The sequence below is a fragment of the Paenibacillus sp. FSL R7-0189 genome, from assembly GCF_037969925.1.
GTDB lineage: Bacteria > Bacillota > Bacilli > Paenibacillales > Paenibacillaceae > Paenibacillus_AQ > Paenibacillus_AQ odorifer.
In genome coordinates, this window is sequence record NZ_CP150223.1 from 180641 (window position 1) to 199957 (window position 19317).

Sequence of the window (19317 nt, forward strand, 5' to 3'; positions counted from 1 at the left end):
CGCACATGCGTCGCTATCATCGTAGCCCGTCCGAAATTTAAACGCGGGATCTAATCGTAAATATCTCCGCACGCCTTGCGCTACTGCGTCTTTCTCCGCTTTCCCGTTGCCGGTTACGTATTTCTTAACTGACGTCGGGGCGAGCGCTGGCTTCAAATCCTCCGCATAATAGCCGTACGCCGCGAGCGCTTTGTCCGCCGCTGCCCATGCGCTAAATATCGTCTGAGTCGCGCGCTTATTCCGTCCGGACGTAAAGTCTTCGCGGACAACGATATCGAACGGGCGATGCTCCCGAACGAAGTGACCGACAAACGTTTCGACCGTATAGTTGCGTACGGCGTCCGTATCGGCGGTCGAAGTCGCTACGGAATCACATGCGATAAGATAAGGCGTGCGTCCCCGGACTTCTACCGCAGCGATTCCGGGACTTAGCGATAAGTCGAGTCCAAGAACACGGAAGTTAGGCGGCTTGCTCTGCGTCGTCTTCGTCTTTGCTACGATCGCTACCGCCTCCTTCCGCTTCTATCAGTTCGCGCACATTGACGCAAGAATCCGCCAGCATATCGGATAAAATCGGCGCAAACTCCGACCATTTCACAGCGAAGCCAATGTCGCGCAATCCGTCGAACACCGCATTTGCTTCTCGGGGAATATCTGCGATTACCTCACCGCCCGACACTCGCTTAAGATGTTCCGATAGAAGACCTAGCGCCCCGAAAACGATAAACTCACGCACGACTGCTTCGCTCATTACGCCGCCTCCTTTACGAATGTGTACTCGCTATTTTTCGTATAAACTACGACTTCACCGGCGCCATCCGTGTATAGAACGTTCTCCACCGCAGACGTCCGCAGGATCTTATTACCATCATCGCGGTAACATACGAGCATAGGCGCGCCGACCCCGCAGCGTAAGATCTCTACGCGCTGGCCTTTGCGTCGGGTCCCGCGTTCGTGCGCACTTCCGTCGAGATTGCGTATGGATTCGATTACGTATGATTGCGGTGTCTGCAAATTAGGCGGCCTCCTTCGCTTCTTCCTCGTACCGTATCCGCTGAATCTCCGTGAGCGCTTCGATAGGTCCTCGCTTTTTCCAATCCGGCAGACTCGATCGTGATATCGCGCTTACTTTCCGCTCAATGACCGCGATCTCATCCTCCGTTAATGACAACGCACATGCACGCTTGAAATTGTTGAACGTAAAGTTTTCGATATCAAGGGGCGGCGGTATCTTCGCACTGACCGCGAGTACGATGTCCGCGAATCCATCGAATACCTCTGCGCGCATCTCGTCCGTAATATACAGGCCGTACGCCTTAATGTCCGGAGTCTTCGCGATGTCCTCTGCGCTCATTTCCCACGCCTTTTTCGCGCAATTAACGTAGAGGATTACGTAGTAATCGACGCTGTACATTTGCGAGTAACATACCGTTTGCTTAACGTGCTTTTCGTCCGGACCGTTTCGCGTCGAGTATTCGGACGTTTTGGCTGATGTAGTTTGCTTCGATTTAATTTCGAGACCGACGCGTAAGACTTCGCCGTCATCCGTCCGGTATAGCATCAACCCGTCGCAGAATCCGTATAGCGCAAAGACAGCGCCGTTGTGCGTTATCTGCGTAAGTCCTGGCGCAAACTGTTCGAACATCGGCTCGCCGTACGAGTTCCGTTCGAATACAAAGCGCGGTTGTTGCCCGTAGTGTTTCTCCGCGAATAAAATATCGCGCTGTATCATATCGCCGACCTGCGTTCCGAGTCTTGTCCATCGTCCTTGATGCGCCGGCTTTACCTCTACGTCCTTCTTCGCGCCGAGCGCCTTTTCGTAGAGTGAACGCGGACATGAACCGGCGGCCGACGGAGAGAAATACGGGGCATTACGCGGCGGCCATACCTTGCGCGATTTATCCGTGAGGACAGCGGCGTACATTGCGTGAATCTGCGCGTCGAGTGCGTCGTCGTACACTTCGGGCGCGGAATGCCAGGCGTTGAGATAATCCGTGAAGTGCTGTGCGATTTGATTAGCGATTGATTGTGTAATTATGACCGCCTCCTTAGTATGTTTCGTGCGTATACGTGTAGATCCCGAGTTCGCCCGCTTTGGTTACGTAGGCGATCGCGTAACAGTCGATGTCGTAGCCGGGACTATCGAAGCCTCCGCAATATTCGTACATACACGGAATATCAAAGTGCTGCTTAATCGATTCTACCGCATATCTAAGCGCCTCTTCTGCGCCGTTGTCCGGATGAGACTCAGCCTCCTCGATTGCATGCGCTATCTTCGCTTCGACTTGCGCCTTGTCCGCCATTCTTACGCAGCCTCCTTTACGTATTCAAGCGCAGATTCCAACGCGCCTACAATGTCGTCACCGCAGTTATGCAACCAATCGCCCGCCTCCGAGAATCCGTAGTCGCCGCTATCAATACGCGTGAGCACACGAGCGAGCCGTTCAATGGCGCTATCTACTTCCGCGATTACCTTCGATTTTTTGGCACTAGTCATTCTGCGTCATCTCCTTCGTTATTTTGCGGTATTTCCCATCCGCAAGGGCAGCCGTGATCTGCGTATTCGTCCGCAAGTACGTGGATCTTACGGCAGCACTGCGGACAGGAGAACGTTGTGGTATCGCGTTCCCTCATGACGCCGTCCGATACGGTAGCACTATTACGTCAATCGCATTCTCCTCATCGCGTAGGACGATCGGAGATACCGCGCCGGTAATTCCGATAATCACACGCTGCGAACCCGCGTCCTTGAACACGTTCAGCGCGTTAAGCATGTATTCCGCGTTAAACGACACCTCGGCGTCCGGTCCGTAAGTATCGGCACTAATTCCGGCCGAGAATCTAAACGGCAACTCATCGTTATTCGCGGACAATCTTACGTCAGCGCCTACGAGGGTTAGCCGCGCCGTATACGTCTTTCCTCCGGATAGCTTCGCGGCCTCAAGCGCAACTTTCGTGCGGGCAATCACGTCCTTTAGGTCCGTACGTTTAATCGTTTCTATAAGCGTAATTTGCGTCGGCAGTTCTATCGGTATAATGCGCGATGTGTCCGGATATTGACCGTCAACGGGCGCGCCGGTCTTAGCGTGAGACGTAAATGCCTCCGCAAAGTTATGCGCGCCGCCTATCCTTAGTAACGTGTGGCGATCCGTTGCGACTACGGATCCATCATCGAGGTAACGTACGCCCTCTAGTACGGGAGTGCCTCCACCCGGCTTAACCGTAAACTTCTTCGCGTGCTTCGTGATAAGTTCGAGTTTCTTCGCTTGTGATATCGCCATAATTACGCAGCCTCCTTATTTTTGAACCATTCGTCTGGCGTTACGCCTTTACCCCAGCGCAGCATAATCGCGATATCCGTTCCGTTGGCTACGTTGCCCCACGAATACGACTGCGTCATAATGCGCTCAATAACGGCGATGTCCTCCCGCGTAAATTCCTCCGGAATCTCGAACACCAATTCGTCATGAATCGTTCCCCACAGCGCCCAGCCTTCGCGTTCCTCACACGCTTCGTGCGCTTTAATCATCGTTACTTTCGTTTGAACGGCGGAACTCCCCTGAACGCGAGCATTCGTACCCTGGCGCATAGCCCGGTTAATCTTTCCGTTGTGCTTGCGCCACTCTTCGTACTTCGGATCATTCCACTTACCATACGGAATCTCCTTACGCTTAAGTGTTCCGTCGGGCAAGCGCCGTTTACGTTGCTGCTTATCCGCCCATACGAAACCGTACTTGGCGACGTGCTCCTCGTTAGCCTTGAGCCAGGCGGATAATTTCGGCATCCCACCGAACAGCTCTTCTTTGAACGCGGTCGCTTCCGGTTTCTTTAGCTTGAGCATCTCCGCGAGTGAAAAGTCGCTCATCCCGTACAATGTCGCCAGCCATACGACCTTCATCGCTTTGCGTTCCGGCGTATCTTCCCCGTTCGGCAGCTTATTAACTTCGTGGTACGGGCGCTTGTAGTACATGCTCGCCATGTTAGCGTACGGATCGATGCCCTTTTCGAACGCTTCGATTAGGACGGGTTCGCCCGATAAATAAGCGGTGCAGCGGATCTCTTGCGCCTTAAAGTCCGCCGACACCAGGACCTTACCTTCTGGCGCTAGGAACATCTTGCGCGCTTCCTCCGGCTGATTCTGAACGTTAAATTGATTGGAATCCGCGGCATCTTCGTCCTTGCCGGAGCTAAAGCGCCCGGTAACGGTTCCCATCGGATTAAACCGCGAGTGCCAGCGCTTAGTCGTCGGATTCTGTTTCGTCGGCAGCGCGTCGATGTACGTTCCGCTGAGCTTCGTTATCTTGCGGTATTCGAGTAAGTCCGCGATTACTTCGAACTCACGGCCCATAGGCTTGAGCGTCTTCTTAGCGTCCATATTCGGAATATCGCGGCCGATTTCTTTCGAGAGAACCGCCTTCATCTGCGGCGTAGAATTAAGGTTAAGATCACCGTCCCCTTCGTGATGTTTCGCCAGGACTTCGATAAGCTTCGTACGCAGCTCTTTGGCGCGAGCGCTCAGTTGTTCACCGTATTCCTTTGCGAAATCCAAGTCGATGATATAGCCGTTAGCCTCCAAGTCTACGATTACGTAGAGCAGCGGCACCTCAACCGTTCGGTAGTATTCGAGTACCGTCGGTAATGTAGCGAAGTGACTACGCTGGAATTGGTACAAGCGCCAAGTTAGATCGGTATCCTTGGCGGCATATGCCAGCGCAATGTCTAGTGTCATCTCATTGAACGGAGTCTTTCCGAATAGCTCCGCGAATGTATCCGACTCCACTCCAAGATATTTAGGCGCGAGGTCTTTCAGACGGAACGACGGTTCGTTTTCGTTAAGTAAGTGCATCGCAACCATCGTATCCCACGTAACTCCGCGCAGATCCGAACCGTGCCGCCTGAACATCGCTATATCGAATATGGCGTTATGGAGAACCTTGCCGATATCCGCGCTATAAAGGAACCATCGTAATTCCTGCAGTACGCAATCTCGCGATAATTGTTCGCCTTCATCGTGACTAACCGGAATATAAACGTGCATACCGCGTTCCCGTAATGGCGGAATACTTACGGAAGGCAACGTTAGCGAGATCCCGACAATCACGTCGGTGTAAACGTCAACTCCCGTAGTTTCCGTATCGACCGCTACTACCGTTTCCTTGCGCAGCCTGTCGTTGAGCCGCGCAAGTAACCGTTCGTTATCGATGAGGAAATAATTCGCTGGAGTCTTCGCGACCATGCTGTGTAATCTCTCTTCGCGGATTGAAACGCGCAGGTCCTCGTAAATCCGCATTGCCTCCGCCTTGCTGAAACGTTTGCCGACGCTGGACGGGTGTCTGCCCGTCACACCCGTATCCATTGCGTCTTTTACCGCGATTAACTTTTCGCGGTCGGCATCCGTATTCTTTAGCGCTAATATGCGAATCCAAGCGTCCTCTATCGTTTCCTCCGCCGCCTTCTTACGTTTGGTCGCGCTGGCTATGCGCTCACTTACGTCTTCCGGCGCTTCGGCTGCAGTCGGACTGCGTAGATTAAGCGTTAATTTAACGTCTATATCCGCTCACTCCTTTCGTTATTTAAGCTGATTGTGCTGCGCTCTCTGCCGTATCGAAGCGTTGTTCGACCGGTACAATTAGCGTTGCCACTACGCGCCATCCTCCGGTCACTCTTGCGGAGCTAACGCTTGAGTCGCTGATAACGCTCAACACTTCGCCAACATTCAGCGGCGCGCTGCAGGTACGCTCTACTTTAACGAAATCGCCCGATTTCAATTCGCCGACCTTACGTCCGATTGCTTCCCACTTCGCGATTTCCTGCGCTTCCTTCTCGATGGCGGTCGCTTCTTCGACGGACAGCTTCGTAAGTTCACTCGACTTAGCGTCCCAACCGCGCTGCTTAGGAAAGTCTACGCGAAGTGAGGCGCCAAATACCTTCGTAACTTTTCCGGTATCTCCGTTGCTGACGGAGCCCCATCCGTAGCACGGTTTCTCCCCGGCGGCAACTGTGAGCTTAACGGTGTCGCCTACGCTAAACTTCGGTTCAGGCGCAACCGCCGCGTCATACTCAGCCACCGTAATCTGACGCAGGGCGTCCGCGTTGCAGTATCCGACGCAACCTCCGTCAGTATCCAGCAGCTTGAGCGCTCTCACGCGGCCGGCGGGCTCCACCGTTACCTTAACGTAAGCACTCGGGTGGTGGATAGCGGTAGGACTGGCGTTACCCTTGTCGGCGTTGACGATCTGTGCAAAGCCTCCGTCAGCAAACGGACCGATTGCGATTTTACGTTGAGCTACGCGCTGGGCTTTCGCTTGAGCAGCGCGTACTTCTTCGGCGGTTGCGAGTGTAAGCTCGTGCTCACAGTACCAATTATCGCCGCCATCGGTCAGACTGCGCGCTTTGAACGGCTGTCTATCGTGTACGTCTTCGAAAATCTCAACGATTTGTCCGCGTCTGTGTTCGCGGTATGCCTTCGGATTAACTACCTTCGCGTAATCTCCGACCGACAAACGTTCAGGTTCCGCTTTAGCTTGCGCGTTTATCGGTTCGAGTACGACGTAGTAATCCGTATCCTTATAGCGCGTATCTCCGTCGTTATCCTTGAATACCGCGTCGCCATCCGAGTCAATCTTCGCGACAATAAACGTATCACCTTCCGCCCATCCGTCGGCTCCGTCATCGTCCATCATCTTAATCGTCTCACCGGCGCGGGCTTGGCGTTTAACCTCGAGATATTGCACACCGCGTACCGTTGTCTCTGCGCTTACCTTTTCGTACACGTCGAACACGTCGTCACACGTATCGTAATCGCCACCTTCGTCGTCCTTAATATGCGGATCATCCGAAGAGTCAACGCGAGTTACTTCGTACGGAGTTCCCTGCGTAATGTCGTACTCTTCAAACGGTGCCGAGCGTAGGATGATAACGTCACCTTCGCGAGCTGATCGGTCGACTTTACGGTATTGTGCGCCATCGAACGTGATTACAGCGGTAGCCTCGGCGGGGATTGCGGAGCTTACTGGCGTGACCGCTTCGTAGACTTCCCAATATGCTCCGCGTGATAACGCGCCCCACCGGAAAACTCCGTCGTCATCTACGATTGAGTCAACGGAGTATCCGCGAGACAGTCCCGACTCAACCGTATAGAAAGCGCCCGTTTCAACATCCGGGAACCCTCCGCCTGTGACTTTAACGATATCGCCCGCCTGCGCCTTACGGTCAACCTTGCGGTAAGTGGTTTCGCCTACCATTACGTTTACAGCCGGAATTACTACGTTTAATTTCGTCATTTATACGGGTCTCCTTCGTTGGGACTGTATCCGCGCAATATTAGCGCCTTTACCTCCGCCCCGCAATGCGCTTTTAGTACGTTTAGGCTGCGGCTTGCAACGTGCGGTCTAACGCGATAGATAGCTCCCGCCAGCCATTCGCAGCAAGGCGTGATTCTACCGACCAATATTCCGATTGACACGTATTTTCCAGGAGGAACACGCGCGGTACTTCGCCGTCATCCGCGAGCACTCCGATAAACCAATCCGCATCAGCGAGATCATACGTAGTTGCATCGCCTTTCCGCGCATAGATTACGAAATCATTACCTCGGTCCGTCCGTCTGCGTATCGTCTTACACTGGATCTTCTCCGCGCGCCCATTCTCCGGATTCGTGGCGAGGATATCGTACGATTCCTTTGTGCGGCTTTCGTGCGGAATCCATCCGTTAGCTAATAGCGCGACTTGCGCAATCATCTCGGAATAGCGTCCCGTTATTTCAGTTTGGTGGGCCGTCTGAACCACGTCCTCTCTAATTTAGGCAACCTTCTCTACAACCTCACCGTTTTCATCTCTGATTGGCACACCTCTACTTAAGCAAGAAGAGATATAGCCGGGGTTTCTGCCAATAAAGGCTGAGGCTTTTGACAACGAGTCAAATTCGTAAACGTTATCGTTTGTCATTAATTTGGTCTTTTGTGCTGAGGACATCAGACCGGTTGAGAAAGCGTGCCTAATATTATCCGCAAGGCTCAACCACTCAAGGTTTGATACGCAGTTGTTAAACCTATTTCCGTCGATGTGATTAATCGTCATTTTTGGATCATCAGGAATACCTAGAAAGGTAAGCCCAACAAGCCTGGCGACTAAATGATCATGGCTGACTTTATCTCTCCAAAGCGACACTCTATGACCAGTACCGTAGTTGTTGCCCCTCGTCTTGAGGATTCTTCCCTTCCATCTCCTACGGCCGCAACGGACGGAGTTGGTTACTTTTCCGTCAACACTCCGCACACGCCCTAAGTCAGAGGCTTCATATACCCCCTCGTACCCAGGAATTGCCTTCCACGTCTCTCCTGGGAGGGAATAGTCTACCGAGTTATACAACCTAACACCTCCTTAGGACTTTAGAAAGGTAAATCAGATTCATCGATATCGATCGGCCCGTCGTCGGCTGGCGGCGGAGTCTGCGTACTAGTTCCCGCGCTCGCTCCGATAGACAATCCGAGTCGTCCGATATCAAATCCCGCGACTACGAGATTCTTCGTTTGCTCGGCGTCATCTGCTACGTATAAGCACGTTTCGAAATCCGCGAGTTCAAACGGAGCCGCCCCGAGCTTAGCGAAATTAGCACGTTCTTCTGGCGTCAGGTCTTCGTCCATGTCAATGATCGGAGACAGCGCGACTACTGCGTTTGTGCTCGATCCAGTCTTCGCGAGTTCGAACGCGATTGTTCCGAGCTTCTTCTCGTATTTCTTGATAACCGCCTTGAGCGTTTCCTCTTGCTTCGGACTCAGATCAACTACTACGTCCTTCCCGCTCGCTAGGTCGAAGAATGCGCGAAGGAAACGTTTCTTACCGCGATACAAATACGCTTCATCCGTAATCTTCTTAACCGCGTCCTCACTGGCGCCGGCATTCTTCGCTGTGTCCGCCTCTTTATAAAGGAGCGCAGCCGCTTGATCCCATACGGTCGGATTAGCGTCGATATAGCCGCGAGCATTACGTGTTGCGGGATTCTTCGGAACGAACGTGTTAACTTTTTTGAAGATGCTGTATCCGTAGTACTCCGCCACGTCGTTAATCGACTTAACGCCAACCTTAAGCGTTGTTCCGGATTTAAACGAAGTAATCGGACTCTCCTTCGCGCCCCCTTCGTTGTTACCTGCCGCCGCTGCCTCTGCGCCTACCTTCGTAAACATCGACATTCGATCACGTTCCTTTTCGGTTTATTTCGGACTATAGATTCCTACGTCCGCAACGCGGCACTAACACGCTTGTATCGTTGTTATCGGCCGTTAATACCGCGTTGCTGGCGTAGGATATACGCGCAGCTCATCGTCAGACGTAGGCTACACCGCTTTTCATTAGCGTCGTTTTCTCACGCTGAATCTCCAATAGTTCACGTTCCAGGCGCGTCGCTTCCGCATCAATTCCGGCTATTTTCGCGGTCATTTCCGCAACTACACGTGGGGATTCCGACTTGGCCCGGCGGAGATCTAGCTGCGCACGTTCTACGGATAACTCCGCCTTACGGACGCTAATTCGTTTTAACTCGCGTTTTTCTTTGCGCTCCGCTGCGCTAACCGCCCGTTGAATAATCCGCTCAATCGGACTACGCAACGATTCGGACGCTTTATGCTGCGGATATAACGTGAATACCGTGGCTTCCGTCGGATGTACGAGAAATGCAATCCGGCGATAAGCGAACATACGCGCAGGCTTTCCGTCCTCATCGACGACTAGCGGTGAAACTAACGTAGCCTTACGCAGCATATCCATTACGTACATGGGCGCCTTTGAGCGGTCAATGCCGAAATGCTCGACTGCGCGGTCGCAAGCGTGAGGACTAACGAAGATTTTTCCGATAAAATGCGTACCGGCTTGCGGATCAATCGCGACACTCATGCGATGACACGCCCCTTCATAACGTTACGGATATCGATATAATCCGCTGTATCTTCGTAGTTTTCGAAGCCTCCGTTATAGATGCGATCGACTAATCTGTTTGAAACGTGGGGATTGCGTGTATTTATAGTAGAAGCGTTTTTTATACGATTCATGGCGTTAACCTCCGGTTATTAAAAGTGGGCGCGGTTAAATAAGCGTTGACAACCGCAAATTTTTTGCGTAATATTGAAAACGTGAAGTATTGAATGGATATATTTAGGAAATCCTATACATAAGGTAACTAATACCACCGGAATATCTTTAAATTTTTGTGATATAATTAATACTGGAACGGACATCATGCCCGATAGCCCGTTCCGAAAATCATTTAAACGGCTAAGTATTCGCGGACATCACCGAAGCGATTGGCGTCGTAACGGCGAGCAAGTCTGCGAAGCTTACGTTTAACTGTCTCATGGTGTATCCCAAGTGATCTTGCGATCTCCGTGGGCTTTGCGTCTAGCGGCGCGAACAAATATGCTTCGACGATTGTGGTCGTCGTGGTATCGGTCTTGGCGGACCGAGTGAGAGAATCGATCAGCTCCAACTGGTCGGTTCTTTTTTTGCGTACAACTCGCTGAATTACCGTTAGTTCAACGTCCGTATCTTCGTCGCGTACATCTGAGTTTGGCGCCTCAGTATCTACGCTGAGTTCGAAACGTTTACGTCGACGCTGCTCAGCCTTGAAATAATCAAGCTGTGCGGCGTTAAGCGCTGTTAGTAATAATGCTCCGAAATTATCCGGTGATTTGGCGATCACCTTAAGGATAACGGAATCTAGTAATTCGTCCGCATCGTTGTTATCACCCATACGGGAAAAGACGATTCGGTTACGATTCATTCGGCGGAATAACGTGATTGCCTCTTCATACATCTCGGAAAAAGTGGCATCCGTTCTATCTACCAAATGGACGGCGGCTAACCTATTCAGTTTTTCAAAGTTCAATACTCAACAACTCCCTACATGATATTTTATAATTTCAATGCTTGTCTGCCTTACATAGATAAAGTCGACATGCTCAAATGCCCCGCACACTTTTACAAGAAAAATATGTTAGAATAATTAAGTTATCATTTCGCAAAGTATCGGAGGCGCTATAATGTACGTTGTCGGTGAATGCCGACTTCGGGCGCTACTCAAAGATCGTAAACTATCGCAGGCTGAGCTTAGCCGCAGGACCGGATACTCCCGTTCGCAAATCGGTCACTGGATAAACGACCGGAAACGTGTGGGCGTTATGGGCCTCGACAAAGCGCGGACGATTGCGGAAGTTCTCGGTCTTGACTCCCCGTACGACTTGTACGAATGGGAAGAAGCTCCCGTTAAGGCAACGGACGATTAATTTCGTTCGTACCGACAAAAAGTCGTCAAATTTGACGACAAACTACGTACACAAACGCACGCGAATCGCATCTATCCGTTTTGCTGCCTCGCATGCTTCTCTAGTTGCCGCAATCCCCGCCGCATTAAAATCCTTCGCGCTATTCGGAATCTCTACGTTGTATAATCGCACGTACCCGCGCATCTTTTTTTCGATCTCCCACCGCAGCCTTTCTCCGGCGGCATCGTTGTCTCCCGCAATCAATAGTTCCTCGATCGGGCTGCGGCGCAGTAGATTCGCCTTTTCCTCGGTAAACTCGCTACCTCCGACCGCTAGTCCGAACGTACCCGCAGTACTCGCCGTCATTGCGTCGATCTCAGCCTCACCGATGACCGCGCGTTTGATATTCCGTCGATAAGCGATATCTATTCCGTATATCATCGATTTGACCGGAGCCCCTCCGCGCGCATACCAGAATTGTTTACCGTAAGTTGACCGCCACTTCGCGTTAAGGAACGTTCCGATCGGGCTTGTCCACGGCATAACTACCGCATTCTTCGCAACGTCGTAGCCGCATCTGTAAAGCCGCTGTATAACTGGCGCTATTCCTCGATTAGTTAAGTACGGAATATCTCGTTGTATGTACGGGGACATATCGATCGGCTTACGTATGGCAGCTTGCGGTTCGGGCGCGTTCAGTCGGATACGTAGCGTTGGGCGCTCGTCCGCGTCGGCAACCGTTAACTCTTCAAACGCTTCCCGCAGCGTAATGTTGCGCAGGAAGCTGTAAAGCTTCAACGGGCTTCCACGCGCCCACTCCGGATCAATCGCACCAGCATCATTCCAGCAGCCGAACGCTTCGTCATCCGGGTCTATAACGACCGAGAAAGATGGCGTATTATCCGCACGCGAGCCAAACGGTGAAGATGCGATCAAGCGGCCGCGTGCGTAAAGGAGATTGCGCCAGGGATAGCGTTCGATAGCGGAAAGGAACAGTTCGTGATTGATTGCGTTCATTTATTCACCTCCTTAAAGCATAATAACTAACTCCAAAAGCTCAGCGGTGAAAAGCATCGTTACGAGCTTTCGTAATCTCGAAAGCTGCATCCTCAAGCAGTTTCATAGCTACATCTGCTTTTGCTAAAGCTGCCGCCAAATAAGGAGGTAGGTTTGCATCTGCGTTAGCATCTAGGATGGATATTTTTAAATCCTGCATGTCTTCACCGTTAACCACTTTCTCTATAAGAGGAGATACTCGACTATAGACAGTTAGTGCTCCAAAGTAAATAGCTGTTTCTTCTGCAATTTGCATTACTTCAGTATCTCCCTGACTGTAGTACATTGGAGAGTAACCAGATGCAAGTAGAGCAGTGTCTGTCGGAATCCCTATTGCTTTAGCTATCGCAATCACTGCTTCCTTCTTTGGCCGACTGGTCCCTCTCTCGTAATTCGACAACTGTCCCGCGCTTATATTGACAATGGCGGATAACTCGCGCAAAGTTAGTCCGGATTCTTCTCTAAACTTTGTCATAATATTAGGGAATGTAAGCATGTGCGTAAACCTCTCTCTCTTAAGCATGCCTTAATATTACAACCGAAGTTTAACTATGTCAATACGTGTTTAATTTATATTAAACAACAAGATTACGCAACAAAATGCGCAGCTTCACCCGCTAAATCCGTCTCCTGCACGATGCCCCAATTCGGTAGATATACGATCTCAACGCGCGTATCCTCGCCGCCATTACGCCCTTTGCCGAGTTCGATTACTCCGCGCCCTTCGTGTGCCAGCGTATCTATTCCGAAAATGTTCGCGGCATCCTCAAGGATCGCTTTCGACTTCTTAAGCTCCGCACGTTTTGGTGGCCGCAGCTCGCGTACTCCATCCTCGCCCTTTTCTGACGCGTCTTCCTCCGCTTGTGTTACGAGATGAATTACGGTCTTCGTCTGCCCAGCCAGGCGCTTAAGCTTAACGGAGGTCGCCGCTACATCTCCGCCGGCTACCCGTGACGTATTCGCCTCGTAATCCATGAGATATATCGGATCGACTACGACTACGTCCGCCTCTGTTTCGCGGATGTCCGCCTCTAATTGCGTAATCCCGCGCTCTGTAAAGCCTTCGCTATCTGCAGCGCGGAGTATAATGCGCCCCGGAATCAATTCGTTCAGCGTACGGAGGAACGTTTCAAACTGCGTTTCGAACTCATCCGTTAAGCGCCCCATTAGTAGCGCCTTATTTTCGAAGCCTGCCGCGTAATCCACTCCGTCGATGTTCGCATTAAATAGTCCGTTACGTGCGCTGATTGACGAGTAAGCCCGCGCCATCCACTCGAACTCCGACATCTCTAACGCCCATACGAGAACAGTTGCGCCCTGAAACGCAGCTTCGATCGCGCCGTCCTCCATTACAAGAACGGATTTACCGCGGCCGGATCGCGCATACCACGCATAAGTGTTGCCGGAGAAATAACCGCCAATTTGATCGTTAATAGATGCGAATTTACTGCGCCAGATACGAAATGACGTACCGGCTTTCCGCGCTCTATACTCCGCTAGAAACTTTTCCGTCTCGCTGGAAACGTCTGTTAATATACGAATGTTTGTTCGTGTTTCCAGTTTAATCCGTTCGAGCTGTTTCGTCAATGATGCGACAAACTCTTCCGTTGTCTTCGTGTCGAAATCGCGTTGCATATTCGGATCACTTAGAAGCTTCGCTGTCGCACGTTTGCCCGCCGCATCCTTTAACTCTCGCGCTAAATAATCGAATGAGTCCGTAACGCCCGGTATATATGCGCACACCTCGTCCGGAAACTCCGCTACGAAAGTCGATAGCGATGGCGCTACTCCGCCGTTATCTGCCACGTACTTAACAACGAAGTCATGCGCGCGCTGTTCGCCTTCCGTGGCGTAGTCTGTTCGCTTAATGCCGAGTCGTGTTATCGCCTGGACATCGCCGGTGTCTACGATCTTAGATAGTAATTGCTGACCGTGCGCCGCCATAGGTACACCTCCTATTTTACTCTCGCTTAACCTAACACCCAACTCCCATATAAGACGATATTCATTCGACATAGTTGGGATTATTTATAAATTATTGGACGGCATTAGGAAATAATTAAGTACGTTAATGTATTCTCAGTGCGTTATCATAGCGCAATTTGTCGAATATAGCCGCGATTATTACGCTATACCATACGTTCTCCCGAAATCGCATCTTAACGCCTATTTACGCCGTTTTGCGCAGACCTCGCTTACTCTCGCCGACAAATCGTATCTCTACGCACTGCTCGCGTATGCGGTCAGCCAACCTCGCGTCGAACACTTGCGCCAGATCCGCGAGCATCACGTTACTCGTGTACACCGTCGGCAATCCGTTCGCCACACGATGATTAATGACGCTATGCAAGTCCGCACGGAAAGCTTCGGATGCTGACCGGACGCCAATATCGTCGAGGACTGCGAATGGAGCCGTCTTTGTGCGGTGTTCGATCGTATAGTATTCGGCAGCTAGCGGTTCGGCAGTCGCGGACGGTACATGCGCCCGATTGAATCCGAGGAATAGCGTCTGCCATGCGTTTACGTCACAAAAGTATGCCGGACGTTCCAGCGGTTGCCCGTTCCGCTGGATGCTTCCGATATAGTGGCGTATGACCCATTCATGTATTAACGCAGAGGCCAGCGTAGTCTTACCAGTGCCGGGCGATTCGCTATAGAGATAGAGCGACTTTATACGCCCCCTCTGCGCATTGTCACCGAATTGCCGCGAGAAAGTCTGCACGTACGACTCCGCCAGTTTATACGCTGCTTCCTGGCCTGCGCGTGCTGGCGAATTGGCGAGCGTGACGCCTTTATAATCCGCAGGTACGTTCGCAGCTCCTACGCGACCGCCGAGTCCGTTATAGCCCATCATAGCGATAAAGGACGGACAGCGTGCGCTACACTTGGCGGTGTCGGCGAGCGTACAAGATGCGGCGAGTATGCAGTTTTTAGAATGAGCATTGTGTGACATAACGTTCCTCCTTTATGTAACGTACGTATAACTATACGACGCGAATCGTAAATAATGAACTACGTCTTACAAAAAATCCGCAATCTCCTCCGCAGTCATCCCGCCATTTACTACCGCTTGCTCCGTCCGTTCCTTACGTTGCTGCGTCTTTGCCCTTTCCGCCAGGACTTGCGGCATTATTCTTGGTAACATGTACGTTATCAAAAATCCCGCCGTCAACTGCGGATACTGCGCTGTTATGTGGTGTTCCGCGAAGGCACGTTCGATTGTCTCGCGTAAGGCTGGCGCACCGTATTCCCCTAATGAGCGCTTGAGGACGCCTTGCTCGAACTGCCAGCCGCGCATCGGTACGTATTTCTCCACACCGAACTTCTCCGCGTTCAATTCGATAATCATCGTGTGGCAGGTCAACGTATTCCAATCCGCGAGAGGTAGATTGCGCCAGTCTTTACGTTGGTCGGCGGTGATCTTCGTTTTAGGCTGCGCTTTCTTGCGTGGAGTCATCCGCGTTCACCTCCTCGTATCCTACGCATACAAACTCTTCGCAGTATCCCGCGCAACTCTCGATCTCTTCATAAGTCCGCAAGCATCGTCCGTCATTGTCCGGATTGTTAAAGACTCCGTCGCCGTCGATATAGCGATGAAAGAACACGCAGTAATCACACGCGGCAATACAAGCATCCCCGCACATCTTCAAATCCGCCCACCTCCTCGTCTTTAGTATCTGCGGGCTTCTCCCCGCGATAGTGTTCGATAATATCGTTAACCGTCTTCACTTACGCTGCCTCCTTCTCCGCTTGTAAATACCGCTCGTACGCCTTCCTCGCGCTCGTTGAGCCGGATATTGGCGCTCCTACACGTAGACATTCCGCGATAAACTCGTCGTCTGTATCGGAACACGGAAGCCCTAGCGTATACAAACGCCAATGTACTAACTCGTGTAATAGCGATCCTAGCACGTCCTCAAACGGTCGCTCTGCGTTAACTACCGTAGACATACGTATTTCCTGCATGGTCTTATCCGACTTGCGGTAGTGGAACGCCGCCCATTGACTGCGCCAGTTGTACGTTACCAACGTCAGCGTTCCCGTATAATCCACGCCCCAATGTTTACGTGATAGTTCGTTAGCTATCGTTAGTAGGCGGGATTGTTCCGCGAGTAACTCGGCTTTCCTCATAGCATTATCCTCCGATCGACGCGAGTATTAGCGTAGGCGTCAACATAACGCCCAAACCGACAATCGCAATAGTAAATTTCAGTTTAGATAGCGCGTCCATCATTACAATTCCACCAACAAAATAACAAACCAACGAAGCTACTAGGTAAAATAGAAATAGCGTGATCTCTATAATCACAGCTTCCCGTCCCACGCGTTAAACCGTTCGACTGCTGCCTGTTTACGCAGCTCTTTATCAGCGCGCAAATGGGCACGTTCTGCACCGTACGCAAGCCCCGCGTAGTACTCGCCTATGAATCGTTGGGCGAGCGCCACGTAGTCAATAACTCCGTCCTCCGTTATGTCCGCCAGCTTACCCCGCTCAAACCAGTAACCAGTAATCTTACGGAATCCGAAATGTTTACGCTTAACGTGTAGAAGCGCGCGGATATCGCCGTCTCCGTATATGTCTTCGATCTTAACGCGATACTCCGTCCCGTCCGGCGCAGTTACGGGAAATTTACGCAGACTCATCGGCGGACACCTCCGGTAACTTAACGTTGAAATACTGGCGGAAATTCGTGAAGTCATCCTCGGTGAGCGTGCGCTGTTTATCGCAAGTTGTGCATTGTATCACGAAGAAGGCGTGAAGACGCGGGTCAATTCTTCCCGGTTTCATAAACATATCGTCCAGCCGCCACTCGTGTTCGTGCGCGGGCTTGTGCTTAAACGGCCACATCAGCGGACACCTCCGTTAATTTTGCGATTAGAGCCGCGAGACATATCGCCTCCGGCGCTGTTTTTGCGACCACACCTCCGATGTCCTCTCGGTACTCATAATCACTTTGTAAGTCGACGCGGTATCCGAACATAGCGCAATCCTGAATTCCCGGCAGCCAGTCTTTCCGCAGGAGTTCAAACACCGCCCACGCCGCGGAGATATACGTACTCGGCGACCAACCGCGCCTCCTTCCCGTAAATACACGGTCATAGAATGGTGCGTTGTTCAGGCGTTCATACCAGCCCACGTCCTCGCCGTCAGGCTCCCGCCATTCCCATCCGAACACAACCTCCGCAATCCATGCGTCTCTTTCCCGCGCAGTCATCCCCGCCCACTTTGCGATAATCTCATCGCGATTCATTACGCTACACCTCCCCGTGCGAACTCCGCCATTGCCGCGTACATTTGAACGTGGGCGTCCGGCACCTCGAGTACGGCGTTGTCCGGAACCAGCGCGGCCCCAGCCGGAACGACTAGCGCTCCCTTGCCGGCTTTATAGTGAACGTCGAATTTACCTCCGCCGCTGCTTTCGGATACGCTGCGCTGAATCTCGAATAGCGCCGCGTCAATCGTTTGTTGCGTCATCTTATCCGCTCCCTTATCGTTATATTAACGCCCTCTCCGCCGATCAGCGCCGACTCTACGGCTGATTTACGGCGGAAATAAAGCGATTTAAACGCTGCCCTTCCGCTAACACTCACGCAGCTGTATCCGCGCTAATTTCACGGCTAGAATCGCTATTTACACGTCACATTCTCCGCACAATGTCGTAACCCAATTATTCGGATTCTGCGCGTTCAGCTCGATATCCCCGGATGGGTTCCCGTTAATATCGTAGCGGCTCACCTCATCTTCATACGCGAACACCTCTCCGCACTTATCGCACGTAAATTTCATTACGCTGCACCTCCTTTCGTAACAGTAACGTCCGGCCAGTACGGAATCTGCGAAGCTAACGTCGCCTCTATCGCAAATGTCTCCGTACGTAGCGCCGCCATAAACTCCGCAAGCGACGCCGTGTCTGCGCTGACTGCCGCCTTGAAGCGTACGTAATCGAGCGCCGCACGTAGACCTCCGGCGTTAACCGGATAATACGCCACGTCGTCCCATACCTCGCGTTTAGCTGGCGGTTCCGCGCCTTCAACGGGTTTATATCCGGGAGCCTGCGTAGGGTCTACGATGCGGCGACGTTTGATGACGAAGTTCTGAGCGGTGGCGTCCGATTGGATTGCGTAATCTGGCGTGAGCTGTGCGTTTAACATTAGGCTGCGCCTCCTTTTTCGTCGTTAATTCCGGGGATTACGATACGGAGCGCGTTAAGCACTCGCTGTACAGTCCGGGCAGCGAAAGCGTACTGGTACGGGTCTCCACCATACATTCCGTTCGCGATACGTTCGGACTCACGCAAACCTTCGTAAAGGACGACGACCGCTTCCTCCGGCTCAAGCTCACGCTCATATCCGAATACGAGTGCAGTCATGAAGTCGTCTACGTTTACTTGTGCATAATCCCGAATTGCCTGCGCGTCGTCCGTCCAACGCCCTATCCTTCCGTTTTCGCGGAAAGCAAGCAACGCTAACATATCGTTTGTGTACATGCGCAAGCGTAGCCCTTCAATTGCGTCCGCCACCTCACGCGGAATTGTTACCGGTTTAACTTCGCTCATTAGCGTTCACTCCTTCGATTTTTATGCCGAGCGCTTCTAATACGTAATCCACTCCGTTAATAAACCCCGCGTAAGAATCAAACGGGTCGTCCGCTAAGCCCGCGCTACTCTCGTAAGCCTCGCGTATCTTTTCGTGCGCTTCGTCTTCGTGTGGCGGTCCGTCAGCTGCTTCGTATGTCTGCGCAAATATCTCTGCCTTACACGGGTAGCGCTCGCCGGCAACTCCGGTAATAATCCAATCATCCGCGCTGATTTCGTGGAATCCTTCGAGCGTCTTAATCGCGGGAACTTTGCGGAATGGTAACGGTATGTGCGTTGATTTATCGTGATAGCCGACGAATCGGCTGTCGCGTAAGCCTCCGTCAATCGCGTAACATGCGTAGCCGTCTTCGAGGCCCGGCGTATACTGGACTGCGTCGACGAGTACGGGTTTCTTGCGGAATTTCATA

Annotated in this window: 30 protein-coding genes; 1 reads left to right on the forward strand and 29 read right to left on the reverse strand. The window is 52.0% G+C overall.

The annotated features are described in order from the left end of the window. Window positions 1–460: 460 nt before the first annotated feature. The 14 genes from MKY63_RS00850 to MKY63_RS00915 all read right to left on the reverse strand — a co-directional run bounded on the left by MKY63_RS00850 (window position 461) and on the right by MKY63_RS00915 (window position 10879). A complete protein-coding gene (locus MKY63_RS00850) occupies window positions 461–751 on the reverse strand; it encodes a hypothetical protein (RefSeq protein ID WP_339811193.1) in 291 nt (96 codons plus the stop codon). Next, a complete protein-coding gene (locus MKY63_RS00855; RefSeq protein ID WP_339811195.1) occupies window positions 751–1014 on the reverse strand; it encodes a hypothetical protein in 264 nt (87 codons plus the stop codon). Before MKY63_RS00855 ends, MKY63_RS00850 begins: the two co-directional genes overlap by 1 nt. A 1-nt stretch (window position 1015) precedes the next feature. Then, window positions 1016–1960 carry a hypothetical protein gene (locus MKY63_RS00860; protein ID WP_339811197.1) on the reverse strand — a complete coding sequence of 315 codons (945 nt, stop codon included), beginning with the start codon at window positions 1958–1960 and terminating at the stop codon, window positions 1016–1018. A gap of 88 nt (window positions 1961–2048) precedes the next feature. Beyond that, complete coding sequence (locus MKY63_RS00865; RefSeq protein WP_076297480.1) at window positions 2049–2303, reverse strand: hypothetical protein; 255 nt, start codon at window positions 2301–2303, stop codon at window positions 2049–2051. A 2-nt stretch (window positions 2304–2305) separates the two neighbouring features. Next, a complete protein-coding gene (locus MKY63_RS00870; protein WP_339811199.1) occupies window positions 2306–2497 on the reverse strand; it encodes a hypothetical protein in 192 nt (63 codons plus the stop codon). Between the two features lie 133 nt (window positions 2498–2630). After that, complete coding sequence (locus MKY63_RS00875; RefSeq protein ID WP_339811201.1) at window positions 2631–2969, reverse strand: hypothetical protein; 339 nt, start codon at window positions 2967–2969, stop codon at window positions 2631–2633. Between the two features lie 314 nt (window positions 2970–3283). Continuing rightward, on the reverse strand, window positions 3284–5290 hold the full coding sequence (locus MKY63_RS00880) for a DNA polymerase (RefSeq protein WP_339811204.1): 2007 nt from the start codon (window positions 5288–5290) through the stop codon (window positions 3284–3286). A 283-nt stretch (window positions 5291–5573) separates the two neighbouring features. Next, window positions 5574–7283: a hypothetical protein gene (locus MKY63_RS00885; RefSeq protein WP_339811207.1), complete on the reverse strand. Its 1710-nt coding sequence runs from the start codon at window positions 7281–7283 to the stop codon at window positions 5574–5576. Between the two features lie 82 nt (window positions 7284–7365). Beyond that, a complete protein-coding gene (locus tag MKY63_RS00890) occupies window positions 7366–7740 on the reverse strand; it encodes a hypothetical protein (RefSeq protein WP_339811208.1) in 375 nt (124 codons plus the stop codon). A gap of 60 nt (window positions 7741–7800) precedes the next feature. Further along, on the reverse strand, window positions 7801–8370 hold the full coding sequence (locus MKY63_RS00895; RefSeq protein WP_339811210.1) for an NUMOD4 domain-containing protein: 570 nt from the start codon (window positions 8368–8370) through the stop codon (window positions 7801–7803). A gap of 20 nt (window positions 8371–8390) precedes the next feature. Continuing rightward, on the reverse strand, window positions 8391–9191 hold the full coding sequence (locus MKY63_RS00900; protein WP_339811213.1) for a hypothetical protein: 801 nt from the start codon (window positions 9189–9191) through the stop codon (window positions 8391–8393). Window positions 9192–9324: 133 nt separating this feature from the next. Then, the gene (locus tag MKY63_RS00905) at window positions 9325–9891 is read right to left on the reverse strand and encodes a hypothetical protein (RefSeq protein ID WP_339811215.1); all 567 of its coding nucleotides are present in this window, start codon (window positions 9889–9891) and stop codon (window positions 9325–9327) included. After that, complete coding sequence (locus MKY63_RS00910) at window positions 9888–10046, reverse strand: hypothetical protein (RefSeq protein WP_339811217.1); 159 nt, start codon at window positions 10044–10046, stop codon at window positions 9888–9890. Before MKY63_RS00910 ends, MKY63_RS00905 begins: the two co-directional genes overlap by 4 nt. A 215-nt stretch (window positions 10047–10261) precedes the next feature. Beyond that, the gene (locus MKY63_RS00915; RefSeq protein WP_339811219.1) at window positions 10262–10879 is read right to left on the reverse strand and encodes a hypothetical protein; all 618 of its coding nucleotides are present in this window, start codon (window positions 10877–10879) and stop codon (window positions 10262–10264) included. Between the two features lie 154 nt (window positions 10880–11033). Here MKY63_RS00915 and MKY63_RS00920 point away from each other — a divergent pair, with 154 nt between their 5' ends. Further along, the gene (locus tag MKY63_RS00920; protein WP_076104050.1) at window positions 11034–11276 is read left to right on the forward strand and encodes a helix-turn-helix transcriptional regulator; all 243 of its coding nucleotides are present in this window, start codon (window positions 11034–11036) and stop codon (window positions 11274–11276) included. A gap of 42 nt (window positions 11277–11318) precedes the next feature. Here MKY63_RS00920 and MKY63_RS00925 read toward each other — a convergent pair whose 3' ends face one another. The 15 genes from MKY63_RS00925 to MKY63_RS00995 form a co-directional block, all read right to left on the reverse strand. Then, on the reverse strand, window positions 11319–12272 hold the full coding sequence (locus MKY63_RS00925) for a toprim domain-containing protein (RefSeq protein WP_339811221.1): 954 nt from the start codon (window positions 12270–12272) through the stop codon (window positions 11319–11321). Between the two features lie 40 nt (window positions 12273–12312). Continuing rightward, window positions 12313–12807: a helix-turn-helix transcriptional regulator gene (locus MKY63_RS00930; RefSeq protein ID WP_036679012.1), complete on the reverse strand. Its 495-nt coding sequence runs from the start codon at window positions 12805–12807 to the stop codon at window positions 12313–12315. 92 nt (window positions 12808–12899) lie between these two features. Continuing rightward, entirely contained in the window at window positions 12900–14054 is a 1155-nt protein-coding gene (locus tag MKY63_RS00935; protein ID WP_339811223.1) for a DnaB-like helicase C-terminal domain-containing protein, read from the reverse strand. Window positions 14055–14481: 427 nt separating this feature from the next. Next, on the reverse strand, window positions 14482–15264 hold the full coding sequence (locus MKY63_RS00940; RefSeq protein ID WP_339811225.1) for a DNA replication protein: 783 nt from the start codon (window positions 15262–15264) through the stop codon (window positions 14482–14484). 66 nt (window positions 15265–15330) lie between these two features. Next, entirely contained in the window at window positions 15331–15768 is a 438-nt protein-coding gene (locus MKY63_RS00945; RefSeq protein ID WP_339811227.1) for a hypothetical protein, read from the reverse strand. Between the two features lie 272 nt (window positions 15769–16040). After that, the gene (locus MKY63_RS00950) at window positions 16041–16442 is read right to left on the reverse strand and encodes a hypothetical protein (RefSeq protein WP_076297497.1); all 402 of its coding nucleotides are present in this window, start codon (window positions 16440–16442) and stop codon (window positions 16041–16043) included. Between the two features lie 4 nt (window positions 16443–16446). Beyond that, window positions 16447–16620, reverse strand: a complete 174-nt coding sequence (locus tag MKY63_RS00955) for a hypothetical protein (protein ID WP_339811229.1) — start codon at window positions 16618–16620, stop codon at window positions 16447–16449. Next, entirely contained in the window at window positions 16617–16955 is a 339-nt protein-coding gene (locus MKY63_RS00960; RefSeq protein ID WP_076297498.1) for a hypothetical protein, read from the reverse strand. The genes MKY63_RS00955 and MKY63_RS00960 overlap by 4 nt, the downstream gene beginning before the upstream one ends. Continuing rightward, complete coding sequence (locus MKY63_RS00965) at window positions 16942–17160, reverse strand: hypothetical protein (RefSeq protein ID WP_076297499.1); 219 nt, start codon at window positions 17158–17160, stop codon at window positions 16942–16944. The genes MKY63_RS00960 and MKY63_RS00965 overlap by 14 nt, the downstream gene beginning before the upstream one ends. Further along, entirely contained in the window at window positions 17147–17563 is a 417-nt protein-coding gene (locus tag MKY63_RS00970) for a hypothetical protein (RefSeq protein ID WP_339811233.1), read from the reverse strand. Before MKY63_RS00970 ends, MKY63_RS00965 begins: the two co-directional genes overlap by 14 nt. Beyond that, window positions 17563–17787 (reverse strand): hypothetical protein, encoded by a 225-nt coding sequence (locus MKY63_RS00975; RefSeq protein ID WP_339811235.1) that lies wholly within the window; start codon window positions 17785–17787, stop codon window positions 17563–17565. The genes MKY63_RS00970 and MKY63_RS00975 overlap by 1 nt, the downstream gene beginning before the upstream one ends. Window positions 17788–17943: 156 nt before the next feature. After that, entirely contained in the window at window positions 17944–18099 is a 156-nt protein-coding gene (locus MKY63_RS00980; protein WP_339811237.1) for a hypothetical protein, read from the reverse strand. Continuing rightward, window positions 18099–18464 carry a hypothetical protein gene (locus tag MKY63_RS00985; protein ID WP_094878009.1) on the reverse strand — a complete coding sequence of 122 codons (366 nt, stop codon included), beginning with the start codon at window positions 18462–18464 and terminating at the stop codon, window positions 18099–18101. Before MKY63_RS00985 ends, MKY63_RS00980 begins: the two co-directional genes overlap by 1 nt. Further along, window positions 18464–18868 carry a hypothetical protein gene (locus MKY63_RS00990; protein ID WP_339811242.1) on the reverse strand — a complete coding sequence of 135 codons (405 nt, stop codon included), beginning with the start codon at window positions 18866–18868 and terminating at the stop codon, window positions 18464–18466. The genes MKY63_RS00985 and MKY63_RS00990 overlap by 1 nt, the downstream gene beginning before the upstream one ends. Next, entirely contained in the window at window positions 18855–19316 is a 462-nt protein-coding gene (locus MKY63_RS00995; protein WP_218832621.1) for a hypothetical protein, read from the reverse strand. Before MKY63_RS00995 ends, MKY63_RS00990 begins: the two co-directional genes overlap by 14 nt. Window position 19317: the final 1 nt, after the last annotated feature.